This is a genomic window from Actinoplanes sp. ATCC 53533 (assembly GCF_003947245.1).
This window is the reverse complement of the sequence record NZ_QHHV01000201.1, coordinates 26,552-40,038: the sequence shown is the minus strand read 5'-3', so window position 1 is coordinate 40,038 and position 13,487 is coordinate 26,552. Positions and strand designations below refer to the sequence as shown.

Here is a 13,487-nt window from a genome sequence, read left to right as displayed (position 1 = left end):
CGCTGACCCAGCCCTGCGAGCCCTTGGCCTTGATGTTCGCCCAGGTGTCGGTCGACAGGTACGTCTGGAAGGCCTTGACCTCCGGACGGTCCGCGAACGCCACGTTGAACTCGCCGCCACCGAGCACCGGCTTGGTCGCCGCGTCCTTGCCCGGCAGGTAGAAGGCGAAGACGTCGCCGTCCTCGGCGACCTTCGTCTCCTTCGGGAAGTTGGCCGCGTAGAAGCTGGCCTGGCGGTGCAGCGAGCAGGTGCCCTCGAGGATCGGCAGGCCGCCGTCCTGGAAGGTGGTCGTGGCGATGCTCTTGACGTCGCCCAGGCCGCCGTTCACGTACGCCGGGTTCTTCAGGTAGGCGCCCACCGCGTCCAGCGCCGCCGTCGACTCGGGGCCGTTGAACGGGATCTCGTGGTTGACCCACTTGTCGTACGTCTCCGGGCCGTAGAGCCGGAGCATCATGTCTTCCTGCCAGTCGGTGAGCGGCCAGCCGGTCGCCTCACCGCTGCCGATGCCCGCGCACCACGGCTTCTTCTTGTCCGCGACCATCTTGTCGGTCAGCGCCTTGAGCTCGTCGAGCGTCGTCGGCACCGTGTAGCCGGAGTCCTTGAACTCGCTCGGCGAATACCAGACCAGCGACTTGACGCTGGCGCCGGACGGCGCGCCGTAGAACTTGCCGTCGACGGTCGCGTACGCCTTCCAGTCCGCTCCCCAGAACTTGTCGACGTTCGCGGAGACCTCCGCCGGCGCCTCCACGGCCTTGCCGGTGGCCACGAGCTGCTTGAGCAGGCCGGGCTGCGGCACGATCGCGAGGTCGGGCGGGTTGCCCGCCTTGGCGCGCACCAGGATCTGGGTCTCGAAGGACTTGTCACCCTCGTACTTGATCGTGACACCGGTGCACGACTCGAAGGGCTTGTAGGACTCCTTGTACGCCGTGTCCTCGGGCGTCACGATGCCTGTGTAAACGGAGACCGTCTTGCCCTTCAGGTCTCCGAACGAGCTGAACTGGGCGCAGTCGATGCTCGACGTAGCCGTCGTGGAATCGTCGTTCGAGTCTTCACTGTCGCCGCAAGCGGCCAGGCCGAACACCAGGCCGACGCCCAGCGTACCGGCGAGCGCGCTCCTGAAGCGCGGACTATTGGTTTGACCGAACATACCTCTCCCTATCTCACATCACGCCGGGGCGTGACATCACCGTCACCGTCTCCGGTTCCCCCGGTTGCCAGTCAAGAGGTGGAAGCAAACTTTCGCAATGTTTCCGCTTGATCAACCGAGTAACGATTCAGCACCGGGGCCGCGGAGACCTTAAACGGTTAAGAAGGCTAACCGTGTTTGCGTGCTCACTCTCCGCACCGGGAACGGGACGGGGGCGCACCCCGGCGGCTACCCCTGGAGGGTGTAGTTACCTGAGCCCGTACCTCTGGAGGAGGATTGTGTTGCCACCCGTCAGGCCCTTCCCGTTGCCCCGCGCGGCCGCGCTCGGCGGCCTGCTGGCGATCACCGCGGTCGTGGCCCGGCGGCTCGGCGCCCGCGCCGAGCGGAAGTCGCAGGCCGGCCGGTCGCTCCCCGGCCTGGAGGCGCTGCGCCTGCGGGAGGAGCGGATCCGCCTGCTGCTGGAGTATTCGACCGACATCACCTCGCTGATCGACCACACCGGCGCGATGACGTATCTGACCCCGGCCACCCGGATGCTGGGTTACGAGCCGAGCGAGATGGTCGGCGTCCGGGTGATCACCCTGATCCACCCCGACGACCTGCCCGGCCTGCTGCCCGACCTGCAGCGGCTGATGGCCACGCCCGGCGCGACGTTCACCTACCAGTCCCGCTACCGGCACGCGGACGGCTCCTGGCGCTGGCTGGAGGTCACCAGCCGCAACCTCACCCACGATCCCCGGGTCGGCGGCGTGGTCAGCAACGCCCGGGAGGTCACCGACGCCCGCCGGCTGCAGGACCAGCTGCGGCACGAGGCCACCCACGACGCGCTCACCGGCCTGGCCAACCGCGTGCTCTTCGGCCGCCGGCTGGCCGCCGAGGTGACCGGCGGGGCGGCGCTGCTGCACATCGACCTCGACGGGTTCAAACCGATCAACGACACGTACGGCCACCACGCCGGCGACGTCGTGCTGGTCCGGGTGGCCGAGCTGCTCCGCGCGGCCCTGCCGGCCGGTGCGGTCGCGGCCCGCCTCGGCGGCGACGAGTTCGCGGTGCTGCTGCCGGGCGCCGGCACGGCCACCGCCGGCCGGGTCGCGGACCGCTTCCTGGCCGCACTGACCCAGCCGTTCGAGGTGGACGGCCGCCGGCTCACCGTCGGCGCCAGCGTCGGCGTGGTGGCCGGCGCCGGGGTCGACCCGGACGCCCTGCTGCGCCGCGCCGACGAGGCCATGTACCGCGTCAAGCACGCCGCCCGCCCCTGAGGCGACCCTCAGGGCAGCCGGGCGCGCAGCGCGTACCCGAAGCCGCGGTGAGTCACGATCAGCGGCGGGCCGAGCCGGTCCAGCTCGCGGCGCAGGGTGCCGATGTGGTCGTCGACGACCGCCGGATCGGCCGCCGGCCGGTCCGGCCACACGGCGGCCAGGATCCCGCTGCGCGGCAGCACCCGGCCCGGGTTGCGCAGCAGGTGGCGCAGCAGGTTGAACTCGGCCGGCGACAGCGGCACCGGTTCACCGGCCCGCCGCACCTCGCCGGAGTGCTGGTCCAGTTCCACGTCGGCGTACCGCAGGACCCGGTTGCCCGGCGCGTCGGCCAGCCGCCGCAGCACGGCGTGCACCCGGGCCAGCAGCACCTCCACGTCGAACGGCTTGGTGATCCAGTCGTCGTCGCCGTAGGCCAGCCCGGCGACCAGCTCGTCGCGGGTGTCGCGGGCGGTCAGGAAGACCACCTCGGCCCCCGAGACCGCCGCGCGCAGCCGCCGGCTCACGTCCACGCCGTCGCCGTCGGGCAGCGTCATGTCGAGCAGGACCAGGTCCGGATGCCGCTCGGCCGCCTTCTCCAGGGCCTGCGCGGCGGTGCCGGCGGTGTCCACCGCGAAGCCACGTCCGGTCAGGACCGTGGACAGCAGGTCCACGATGGTCGGCTGGTCGTCGACGACCAGGATCCGCGCGTTCCCCGTCATGTCGTCCCCCATGAGCCGACATTCCTCCGGTTCGGGAGGCGGAGGAAAGACCTGTCCACATGGCAGGAACTCGGCGGCGGCCGATCACGCGCTGCCGCGATCGCCCCGCGCCGGAAACACAGGCCACGTAACGTAGCGTTGTTCCAGGTCACGCAGGGTACGTCGAAGGAAGGGGACCGCAGGTGGATCTGCACACGGTCGTCGAGGTGGTCAGTCCGGCAGCGGTGGGGCAGTGGCGGCCGGGGGATGCCTGGCTGGCCGGGGGCACCGCGCTGTTCGCCGAGCCGCGGACCGACGTGACGCGGCTGCTGGATCTCGCCGCCGCCGGCTGGGCCCCGATCACCGTGCGTTCCGACGGCCTGGAGATCGCCGCGACCTGCACGGTCGCCGACCTCGCCGGGTATGCCGGCGCCGCGCACTTCACCGCGTTCCACGAGCTGGCCACGGCCTGCTGCCGGGCGTTCCTGGCCTCCTTCAAGATCTGGAACGTGGCCACCGTCGGCGGCAACCTGTGCGCCGCCCTGCCGGCCGGGCCGATGATCGCGCTGACCGCGGCCCTGGACGGCGAGTGCCTGATCCTCGGGCCGGCGGGGGAGCGGCGGCTGAGCGTGGCGCGGTTCGTCACCGGCGACGGCGTGACCGCCCTGGCCCCGGGGGAGCTGCTCCGCTCGATCACCCTGCCCGCGGCGGCGCTGACCGGGCGTACGGCGTTCCGCCAGGGCTCGCTGTTCACCCACGGCCGGTCCGCCGTCCTGCTGGTCGGCCGCCGCGCCGGCGCCGGCCTGGTACTCACCGTGACCGCCGCGACCGTGCGCCCGTTCCAGCTGCGCTTCGCCGGCCTGCCCGCCGCGGCCGAGCTGGCGGCCGCCCTGCGCGACACGATCCCGGACGACGCCTACGTGGACGACGTGCACGGCCTGCCGGCCTGGCGCCGGCACCTGACCGGCCGGTACGCCCAGGAGATCCGTGCGGAGCTTGCGGCATGACCGCCCGCACCGAGCGGCTTCGGGTGGCGGGCGGGGCGGTTGGCCGGGGCCTCGCCGGCGAGGGCCAGAAGGGCATGCCAGAGGAAGGCACAGCATGACCGTACGGATCAACGGGACCGACCACGAGCAGCCGCCCCGCCCCGGGCAGTGCCTGCGGACCTATCTGCGCCAGGAGGGCTGCTTCGGCGTCAAGAAGGGCTGCGACACCGGCGACTGCGGCGCCTGCACCGTGCACGTCGACGGCGCGCCGGTGCACAGCTGCGTCTACCCGGCCTTCCGCGCCCAGGGCCGGCAGGTCACCACCATCGAGGGCCTGGCGCCGGAGGACGGCCTGCACCCGGTGCAGCAGCGCTTCCTGGACGCGCAGGGCTTCCAGTGCGGCTTCTGCACCGCCGGGATGATCATGACGACCGCCGCGCTGGACGAGCCGAAGCTGGCCGACCTGCCGCGCACGCTCAAGGGCAACCTCTGCCGCTGCACCGGATACCGCGCCATCGCCGACGCGATCAACGGCGTCCGCACCGTCGAGGAGCCCGCGGCCGGGCAGGCGATCGGCGCCGGCCTCGGCGCGCCCGCCGGCCCGCAGGTCGTCACCGGTACGGCGCGGTACACGTTCGATGTCGACGTTCCCGGCCTGCTGCACCTCAAGGTGCTGCGCTCGCCGCACGCGCACGCCCGGATCACCGCCGTCGACACCGCCGCGGCGCTGGCCGTGCCGGGGGTACGGGCGGTGCTGACCCATGCCGACGCGCCGCGGCGATACTTCTCCACCGCCCGCCACGAGCACCCCACCGAGGACCCCGCCGACACCCGGGTGCTCGACGACGTGGTCCGGTACGTCGGCCAGCGGGTCGCCGCCGTGGTCGCCGAGACCGAGGCCGCCGCCGAGGAGGGGTGCCGGCTGTTGCGGGTCGCGTACGAGATCCGGCCGGCCGTCCTCGACCCGGAAGCCGCGATGCGGCCCGGCGCGCCCGCCGTGCACGGCGACAAGGTGACCGGTCACCGCATCGCCCGCGCGGCCGACAACGTGGTGGGCGAGCTGCACGCCGAGCTGGGCGACGTCGCCGCCGGGTTCGCCGACGCCGCCGTCGTGTACTCCGAGACGTTCCGCACGGCCCGGGTCCAGCACGCGGCCCTGGAGACGCACGGCGCGATCGGCTGGCTCGACGAGGCCGGCCGGCTCACGCTGCGCTCCAGCACGCAGACCCCGTTCCTGACCCGGCGGGCCCTGGCGGAGCTGTTCGAGCTGCCCCTGGACCAGGTCCGGGTGCTGACCGGCCGGGTCGGCGGCGGCTTCGGCGGCAAGCAGGAGATGCTGGTCGAGGACCTGGTGGCGCTCGCGGTACGCCGCACCGGGCGCCCGGTGAAGCTGGAGTACACCCGCGCCGAGCAGTTCACCTCGGCGACCACCCGGCACCCGTTCACGGTGACGATGAAGGCCGGGGCCCGCGCGGACGGCACGCTGACCGCGCTGTCGCTGCGGGTGGTGTCGGACACCGGCGCGTACGGCAACCACGGCCCGGCGGTGATGTACCACGGCTGCCACGAGTCGATCGCCGTCTACCGCTGCGCCAACATGAAGGTCGACGCGTACGCGGTCTACACCAACACCGTGCCGTCCGGAGCGTTCCGCGGCTACGGGCTGGGTCAGGTGTCGTTCGCCGTCGAGTCGGTGCTCGACGAGCTGGCCCGGCGGCTGGGGCTGGACCCGGTGCTGCTGCGCGAGCGCAACATCGTGCGCCCGGGGGAGCCGCTGACCGCACCCGGCGACCACGCGGACGACCTCACGATCGCCAGCTACGGCCTGGACCAGTGCCTGGACGCCGTCCGGGAGGCGGCCGCCCAGCCGGGCTCTCAGGCGGGCTCTCAGGCGGGTTCTCAGCCGGGCTCGCCGCCGGGCGAGCCGGTGCCGGACGGCTGGCTGGTCGGCGAGGGCATGGCGCTGGCGATGATCGCGGCCGGGCCGCCCGGCGGACACTTCGCCGATGCGGCGGTCACCCTGCTGCCGGACGGCCGCTACGAGATCGCCGTCGGCACGACCGAGTTCGGCAACGGCAGCACCACCGTGCACGCCCAGCTCGTCGCGGACACCCTCGGCACCACCCCGGACCGGGTCGTGGTCCGGCAGTCCGACACCGACGTCGTCGGCCACGACACCGGCGCGTTCGCCTCCACCGGGGTGGTCGTGGCCGGCCAGGCCGTCCTGCACGCGGCCCGCGCCCTGCGCGAGCGCCTGCTGGCACTGGCCGGGCCGGACGCGGTCCGTCTCGGCGCCGACGCCGTGACGCTGCGCGACGGCACGCTCAGCCTCAAGGACCTGGCCGCGTCGGCCCCGGCGCCGGTCCGGGCCGAGGGACACTGGACCGGCAGCCCGCGCTCGGTGGCGTTCAACGTCCAGTGGTTCCGCATCGCGGTCGACCCGGGCACCGGGGAGCTGCGGATCCTGCGCAGCGTGCACAGCGCCGACGCGGGCAGGGTGCTGAACCCGCTGCAGACCCGCGGGCAGATCGAGGGCGGCGTCGCCCAGGCGATCGGCGCCACGCTGACCGAGCACATGGTCGTCGGCGCCGACGGCGGGGTCACCACGGCCGGCTTCCGGCAGTACCATCTGCCGACCTTCGCCGACGTGCCGCGGACCGAGGTGGTGTTCGCGCGGACCGAGGACGCGATCGGCCCGCTGGGTGCCAAGTCGATGAGCGAGAGCCCGTTCAACCCGGTGGCGCCCGCCCTGGCCAACGCCCTGCGGGACGCGACCGGGGTGCGCTTCACCGACCTGCCCTTCACCCGCGACCGGATCTGGCAGCGCCTGCAGTCCGGGTGAACGGATCAGAAGGGTGCAGGTCCTTCACCGGCCAGCGACATCAGGACCTGCGTCGCGAGGAACTTCCGGACGCCGGTGACGGCGACCGTCCCGAACTGCTCATAGGGCAGTTCGAGCTGCAACCCGTCGGTGGCGTTGCGAAGATCCGTGCTGGCCTGGTCCGGACGGAACGTGCCGCCCCAGCCGTTGAGGCCGCCGCGCTGGTGGGTGCTGAGTGAAGCCATGCCGGCCACGCGCGTGCCATCGACGAGGATCAGCCTTGCAGGGCCGGAGTAGGTCGTCATAGTGATCAACCGTATCGGTCTGCCCACGCCGTGCTCCCACCAAGGGGCCCGTTTCAGGCCCGCAGGAAGAGCAGGACGGCCAGCACGCGCCGGCTCTCGCTGCCCGTGGCGGGCAGGCCGAGCTTGCCGAAGATGCTGGACACGTACTTCTCCACCGCGCGCAGCGTGATCACCAGGCGGTCCGCTATGCCCTGGTTCGAGTTGCCGGCCGCCATCAGCTCCAGCACCTCCCGTTCCCGGGGTGTCAGCCGCGCCAGCGGGTCGTCGCGGCGGCGCCGCGACAGCAGCGTCGACACGATCGTCGGGTCGACCGCCGAGCCGCCCGCCGCCACCCGGCGGACCGCGCCGATGAAGTCCGGTACGTCGCTGATCCGGTCCTTCAGCAGGTAGCCCACGCCCTCCGCCGAGTCGGCCAGCAGCTTCATCGCCAGGCCCAGCTCGACGTACTGGGACAGCACCAGCACGCCCAGGCCCGGGTGGGCGGCCCGGAGGTCGATCGCCGCCCGCAGGCCCTCGTCGGTGTGCGTGGGCGGCAGCCGGATATCCACGATCACCACCTCCGGGACCTCGATCCGCAGCCGCGCCCGGAGCTGGTCGGCGTCGCCGCAGCGGGCCACGACGTCGAAGCCCTCGTCGGCGAGCAGCCGGGCGAGCCCCTCGCGGAGCAGGACGCTGTCCTCGGCGATCGCTACCCGCACGGCAGGTCCGCCCGCACCCGGGTGCCGCCGCCGCTCGGTGTCCAGACCCGCAGCACGCCGTCGAGGGCCTCCACGCGGTCGGCGAGGCCGCGCAGGCCGGTGCCGCGTTCCGTGTCGGCGCCGCCGATCCCGTCGTCGACGATCTCCACCACCAGGTCGCCGCCGGTCCGGGACACCTCGATGGTCGCCGCGGTGGCCTGGGCGTGCTTGCCGATGTTCGCGAGGCTCTCGCAGACGACGTAGTACGCGGCGACCTCGATCGCCTCGCCGACCCGGCCGGGCAGGTCGACGGTCAGCCGGACCGGAACCGGCGCCCGGGCCGCCAGCGACTCGACCGCCACGGCCAGGCCGTGGTCGCTGACCACGGCGGGGTGCAGGCCGCGGGCCAGGTCGCGCAGTTCGGCGAGGGAGACCGCGATCTCGGTACGGGCCTGCGTCAGCAGCGCCGCCGCCTCGGGGTCGGCGCCGATGCGGGTCTGCAGGATGCCCAGGTTCAGCGAGAGCGCCACCAGCCGCTGCTGGGCGCCGTCGTGCAGGTCACGCTCCAGCCGCTGCCGGGCCCGCTGTTCGGCCTCGACGACCCGGGCCCGGGAGCCGCGCAGCTCCTCGAGGTTGGCCCGCAGTTGGGCCTGCAGCCGTCCGGTGCGCAGCGCGATCGCCGCGGCGGCGGTGACCGCGGCCAGCAGGGCCGGCTCGTCGCGCAGGGCCGGGTCGTGGATCAGCGCCGCCATCGGCGCGCCGTCGTCGTCGATCAGGGTGACCCGGGCCGGGTCGGCGGGCAGCGTGACCGGGTGGCCCCCCGCGTCGGTCCACCTGCCGAACCGGGGCAGCCAGTAGAACAGCTCGAGCGAGGGGTCGCGCAGCGCCCTGGCGAGCGGCGTGACCAGGTCCGCCGGGTCGCCGCGCAGCTCGACCACCAGGTCGCCGACCGAGCTGCGGGCGAGCCGGGCCTGCAGCAGGCCGGCGAGGAACGCGATCGGGGCGACGCCGAGCAGCGCCAGGCTGATCCGCTGGACCACCGGGAAGGCCGGCCCGCCGAGGACGCCGACCAGCAGCAGCACGGCGATCATGACCAGGCCGACGGCGAACGAGTCGACGAGCAGCGACAGCGAGCGGCGCAGCGGGCGACCGTGGGTGCGGCGGCGGACCGCCAGCAGCGCGACCCCGGCCAGGGCGACGGCGCTGACGACGACGAGTTCGGTGTCGTAGACGGCGGTCGCCAGGGCCGGCCGGTCGAGGACGGTGAGCCGGTGCGGCCGCAGCCCGCCCAGCAGCATCGCGGCGAGCTGGCCGGCGAGCGCCGCCACCCAGCCGGTGACGACGATCAGCCGCTCCGCCCGGCCGTGCAGGCGGCCGCTCGGATAGGTCAGGAACACCTGCACGAACAGCACCAGCGGGAGCACGTCCACGGCCTGGCCGACGGTGTGCAGCACCCCGCCGGTCCCGGCCCAGCTCAGCGCGCCGGCCAGGGCGCCCGCGCCGGTCAGGACCATCAGCGGGCCGAGAGCGCTCGCCGGCCGGAGCCGCCAGGCGATCAGGCCGCTGCCGGCGTACGCCAGCACCAGCCAGCTGATGATCGTGATGTGCACCGGGTGGACGTCGCCGGCCACGCCCAGGGCGACGACCGCGGCCAGCGCCGCCACCAGGGCGGCGCCGATCGTCACGAGCAGGGCGGGAGACGGGCGGGTCGGCATGACTGCTCCTGTCCCGGAGCTTTCCTGGACGGCGGACGCCTCGCGCTCAGGCTACGCCGTCGGAGGGTGGACGTGGGTTGCCGCGCCAGGCGGCACGGTCCACCGCGACCAGGACGGCCGCCACGACCGACCAGATGACGAACTCGATCAGCTCCTGCCGGGCCAGGTCCGCTCCGGCGTAGTTGAGGTCGCCCATCGTGATGAAGCCCTGGGTGTTGTGGAACAGCAGCACGAGCAGCACGCTGCCGCCGGTGCGGTTGAACAGCCAGACGTAGACGATGGTGATCGAGAAGGTGGCGGCGATGCCGATCCAGCCGGTGTCACCGACGAGCGGCAGGTGCCAGAGCGCCACCAGGACGCCGAGGATGACGGCCGACACCAGCGGCGAGCGCCGCTCCTGCAGCCGCGGGACGGCGAAGCCGCGCCAGGCCGGTTCCTCGGCCATCGGCCCGTCGAGCGGGTTGACCAGCCGGATCAGGAACATCAGCGCGAAGCTGGTCCAGGCCAGGTCGCCCCACTCCGGCGTGGGGCCGCTGTTCACCAGCACCGCCGCGAAGCGGACCAGCAGGGGCAGGCCGAGGGCGAAGGCGTAGAAGTACCACGGCACGCGCCAGCGGATCATCCGCCGGCCCAGGTCGCGGAAGCCGGGCCGGCCCTCGGCGACCGCGATCACGATGAGGGCGGCGAGCAGCGCTCCGACGGCCTGGAACGCCTGCCGCGGCCAGATGTCGAGCTGGTAGAGCGGCCAGCCCCACCAGGCGAGGCCGAACGCCAGGACGAAGAAGGTGGTCAGCCGGTGGTCGCGGACCCAGGCCGCGAGGCCCGGCCGGGGTTCGGGGGTGGCGGGCCGGTGCTCCGGCTCGTCCTGAATCACTCGGGTTCTCATGGCGTTGACGCTGCCAGCGGAACCGGCGGCCGGTAAGCCGGGCGACCAGCCGATCGGGGGCCGGTTTTCTGGTATGCCCCGGCGCGACCGGCGGACCGGGTGGCGCTACCGGCGGTGCCGGCGGACGCCGCTGCGCTGGAGGCCGCGCCGGCGGTGGCGGGTGCCGAGCACCAGCGCCAGCACCGCGCCGAACCCGACGATGACGAACGCGGCCAGCACCGTCCGGACCCCCGGGTCGTCCTCGGCGCCCTGCCGGCCGCTGAGCAGCGTGCGGCCGTTGCCCGCCGACGGCGCGCCCGTCGCCGCGCTGGACGGCTTGGCCGCGGGGGTGGTGGGCGCCTTGGTGGCCGGCGCGGGCTTGCCGACGATGCCGGTGATCCAGCCGACGATGGGGTCGATGCGGCCGCTCTGGTCCACGTCCTTGTGCGGGCACGACGGCCCGGTGCTGACCACCGAGACCAGCACTGCCGTGTCGCCCCGCTGGGTGAAGTACGGGCCGCCCGAGTCCTGCGAGCACGCGCTGGTGTTGCGGCGGGGGGCCTGGCCGGTCATGCCGATGTAGCCGCGGGTCAGCGACGCGACCTTGAACTGCCCGGTCTGCAGGTGGGTGGCCACGCTCGACGGGTCGTCGTCGACCGTGCGGCCGTAGCCGGCCAGCCGGACGATCGTGCCGATCTTGGGGGCCTTGCGGCTCAGCTGGGCGGGGGCGATGTCCGTGATCGGCTTGTCGAGCTTGGCCAGGGACACGTCGGTGCTGGGGGACTGGCGCACCGCGATCACCTTGGCCACGCTGCCGGCCTTCGTGGTGAGGTCGGTGCGGCCGGCGGTGACGGTGGTCAGCCGGGCCACCGTGCGCGACACGTGGGTGCCCTTGGCGGTCTTGAAGCAGTGCCCGGCGGTGATCACCCAGCGGGGCGCGATCAGCGCGCCCGTGCAGGAGCTGTTCCGGCGCCCGCCGTTCTGCGTGGGGATCCCGGTCATGGTCAGCTTCACCGCGAAGCCGTACCGGCCCGGGACGGCGTCCTCGCCGTTGGCGATCGCGTGCGCCGGGCCGGCGGTGTGCGCGGGACCGGTCGCGTGCGCCGGGGCGCCGGGGCCGAGGGCGACCCCGGCGGCCACCGCCGGCAGCAGGAGCACCAGTAGCGGCATCGTGGCGGAGCGTCGCAAAGGGGCGGTCCTTCCGAAGAGAGCGTCTACCCAACAAGACGAGCGAACCGCATCGTAAGTTGCAGGCGCCAATACATTTGTCTCTCCGGAACGGACTGCTGACGTTCTGCTAAACGGCGGAGGAATGGGCGGTCAGGAACAGTCGGGCCAGGTCGGCGAAATCGTCCGCGCGCTCGATCTGCGGCAGGTGGCCGGTGTCGGCGAATAAATGGGTCTTGGCGTGCGGAAATGCGGCCCGCGCCGCCGCGAGGTGTGCCGCCGGAAGGATCAGGTCGCGGTCGCCCCAGACGATCAGCGACGGCCTGGGGTGGGCCGCGACCTGGCTCAGCAGCCGCTGGCGCCAGGCCGCGCGGACGCCCAGAAGTGTGCCCAACTCGCGCGCTGTTTCGAGGAACACTCGGGCATTGTCCGGCCGCGCGGCGACTCGCAGCGCGAATGCGACCCGTTCCTCGGTGACATGCGCGCGATCATGGAACAGGCTGCGCTCGATCCGGTACGCGGAGCGAGCGTCGATCCGCCGCAGCAACTGTTTGCCGAGGCCGGGAACGGCGAGAATGCGCAATGCGGGCGTCACCTCCTTGCCGAAGCCGGCGCTGTTGACCAGGGTCAGCGTCGCGATCCGGGCGGGTGCCGCGGCGAGCATCCGCATCGCCACCGCGCCCCCGAGGGAGTTGCCCATGACGTGCACCGGCCGCTCCTCACCCAGGGCCGCCACGGTGGCCGCCACCCCCTCGGCCAGCGCGGCCAGGGTGACCCGGCCCGGCATCGGCTCGGACAGCCCGAAGCCGGGCAGGTCGACGCTGATCACCCGGTGATCGGCGGACAGCCGGTCGTGCTGCGGGTCCCAGTCCTCCAGGCTGCGGCCGATGCCGTGCAGCAGCAGCACCGGCGGGTGCGCCGGGTCGCCGCTGCGCCGCACCCGGATGCGCGCGCCCCGTACCGTCAGCTCCGTGATCATCTGGTCGCCGCCGTCCGGGCCCGGCGGCCGGCGGCCGCGGTGAGCCGGCCGATCACCCGCAGGTGGCCGACCGGCAGCAGCCGGGCCAGCAGGTCGGGGATCTTCGCGCTCGCGGCGATCAGGACCCGGCCGCGGCGGCGCTCGACGCCGTCGAGGATCTCCCGGGCCGCCTTCTCCGGCGGATAGGTCAGCAGGGCGGCGAAGATCCGCTGCTGGGCCCCGACCTCGGCAGCGGGCACACCCGCGCCGATCTGCGCGTTCTCCGCGATCCGGGTACGGACGCCGCCGGGATGCACCGTCGTGACGCCCACCCCGGACTCGATCAGCTCGCCGCGCAGCACCTCGCTGAGCCCGCGCAGCGCGAACTTGCTCGCGCTGTAGGCCGACTGCCCCGGCGGCGCGATCAGCCCGTACAGGCTCGACACGTTGACCAGGTGGCCGCCCGGCGCGGCGGTCAGCGCGGGCAGCAGGTGGTGGATGAGCAGCATCGGCGCGGTGAAGTTCACCGCCATAACCTGCTCGAACTGCGCGACGTCGAGCTGGTCGAAGCGCCCGCCGAGCGCCATCCCCGCGTTGTTGATCAGCAGCCCGATCGCCGGGTGCCGCTCCCGGACGGCCCCGGCCGTGCTGATCACGGCGGCCCGGTCGCCCAGATCGGCGACCAGGGTCTCGACCGTACGGCCGGGGTGCGCGGCCCGGATCCGCTCGGCGACCGCGTCGAGCCGCAGCGCGTCGCGGTCGATCAGCACCAGGTCGCTGCCGCGGGCCGCGAGGCCGTGGGCCAACTGCTCGCCGATGCCGCTCGCGGCGCCGGTCAGCACGGCCGTTCGACCGGTGAAACGGTACGGGCTCAGCTGACGACGTTTCATGGGTGCTCCGCCGCGGGTGG

12 protein-coding genes are annotated in these 13,487 nt (G+C 73.4%); 3 read left to right on the top strand and 9 right to left on the bottom strand.

Features of this window, described 5'->3' with window-relative positions; translation table 11 throughout:
- The coding region (locus tag DMB66_RS47010; RefSeq protein WP_148112834.1) for an ABC transporter substrate-binding protein at positions 1-1,147 on the bottom strand (1,147 nt) is incomplete at its 3' end.
- A 281-nt stretch (positions 1,148-1,428) separates the two neighbouring features.
- Here DMB66_RS47010 and DMB66_RS47005 point away from each other — a divergent pair.
- Positions 1,429-2,406 (top strand): sensor domain-containing diguanylate cyclase, encoded by a 978-nt coding sequence (locus tag DMB66_RS47005; protein ID WP_158647585.1) that lies wholly within the window; start codon positions 1,429-1,431, stop codon positions 2,404-2,406.
- 8 nt (positions 2,407-2,414) lie between these two features.
- Here the strand turns inward: DMB66_RS47005 and DMB66_RS47000 are convergent, their stop codons facing one another.
- The gene (locus tag DMB66_RS47000; protein ID WP_199753036.1) at positions 2,415-3,104 is read right to left on the bottom strand and encodes a response regulator transcription factor; all 690 of its coding nucleotides are present in this window, start codon (positions 3,102-3,104) and stop codon (positions 2,415-2,417) included.
- Between the two features lie 182 nt (positions 3,105-3,286).
- Here DMB66_RS47000 and DMB66_RS46995 point away from each other — a divergent pair, with 182 nt between their 5' ends.
- The gene (locus DMB66_RS46995) at positions 3,287-4,090 is read left to right on the top strand and encodes a xanthine dehydrogenase family protein subunit M (protein WP_125810607.1); all 804 of its coding nucleotides are present in this window, start codon (positions 3,287-3,289) and stop codon (positions 4,088-4,090) included.
- A gap of 94 nt (positions 4,091-4,184) precedes the next feature.
- Complete coding sequence (locus DMB66_RS46990; protein WP_125810606.1) at positions 4,185-6,911, top strand: molybdopterin-dependent oxidoreductase; 2,727 nt, start codon at positions 4,185-4,187, stop codon at positions 6,909-6,911.
- Between the two features lie 5 nt (positions 6,912-6,916).
- Here the strand turns inward: DMB66_RS46990 and DMB66_RS46985 are convergent, their stop codons facing one another.
- The 7 genes from DMB66_RS46985 to DMB66_RS46955 form a co-directional block, all read right to left on the bottom strand.
- Positions 6,917-7,195, bottom strand: coding sequence for a hypothetical protein (locus tag DMB66_RS46985; RefSeq protein WP_125810605.1), 279 nt, complete (start codon positions 7,193-7,195; stop codon positions 6,917-6,919).
- Positions 7,196-7,248: 53 nt separating this feature from the next.
- The gene (locus DMB66_RS46980; protein WP_125810604.1) at positions 7,249-7,893 is read right to left on the bottom strand and encodes a response regulator transcription factor; all 645 of its coding nucleotides are present in this window, start codon (positions 7,891-7,893) and stop codon (positions 7,249-7,251) included.
- Complete coding sequence (locus DMB66_RS46975) at positions 7,884-9,587, bottom strand: sensor histidine kinase (RefSeq protein ID WP_125810603.1); 1,704 nt, start codon at positions 9,585-9,587, stop codon at positions 7,884-7,886. Before DMB66_RS46975 ends, DMB66_RS46980 begins: the two co-directional genes overlap by 10 nt.
- 46 nt (positions 9,588-9,633) lie before the next feature.
- A complete protein-coding gene (locus DMB66_RS46970; RefSeq protein WP_125810602.1) occupies positions 9,634-10,473 on the bottom strand; it encodes a CPBP family intramembrane glutamic endopeptidase in 840 nt (279 codons plus the stop codon).
- Between the two features lie 105 nt (positions 10,474-10,578).
- Positions 10,579-11,640 carry a trypsin-like serine protease gene (locus tag DMB66_RS46965; RefSeq protein ID WP_233625337.1) on the bottom strand — a complete coding sequence of 354 codons (1,062 nt, stop codon included), beginning with the start codon at positions 11,638-11,640 and terminating at the stop codon, positions 10,579-10,581.
- Positions 11,641-11,749: 109 nt separating this feature from the next.
- Positions 11,750-12,598, bottom strand: coding sequence for an alpha/beta fold hydrolase (locus tag DMB66_RS46960; protein ID WP_125810601.1), 849 nt, complete (start codon positions 12,596-12,598; stop codon positions 11,750-11,752).
- Entirely contained in the window at positions 12,595-13,452 is an 858-nt protein-coding gene (locus tag DMB66_RS46955; protein WP_125810613.1) for an SDR family oxidoreductase, read from the bottom strand. The genes DMB66_RS46960 and DMB66_RS46955 overlap by 4 nt, the downstream gene beginning before the upstream one ends.
- Between the last annotated feature and the right edge of the window lie 35 nt (positions 13,453-13,487).

Bases quoted from the DNA above. Each gene is read 5' to 3' on its own strand.
- DMB66_RS47000 (WP_199753036.1), bottom strand. From the start codon at position 3,104: ATGACGGGGAACGCGCGGATCCTGGTCGTCGACGACCAGCCGACCATC.
- DMB66_RS46990 (WP_125810606.1), top strand. From the start codon at position 4,185: ATGACCGTACGGATCAACGGGACCGACCACGAGCAGCCGCCCCGCCCC.
- DMB66_RS46985 (WP_125810605.1), bottom strand. From the start codon at position 7,195: ATGACGACCTACTCCGGCCCTGCAAGGCTGATCCTCGTCGATGGCACG.
- DMB66_RS46975 (WP_125810603.1), bottom strand. From the start codon at position 9,587: ATGCCGACCCGCCCGTCTCCCGCCCTGCTCGTGACGATCGGCGCCGCC.
- DMB66_RS46970 (WP_125810602.1), bottom strand. From the start codon at position 10,473: ATGAGAACCCGAGTGATTCAGGACGAGCCGGAGCACCGGCCCGCCACC.
- DMB66_RS46960 (WP_125810601.1), bottom strand. From the start codon at position 12,598: ATGATCACGGAGCTGACGGTACGGGGCGCGCGCATCCGGGTGCGGCGC.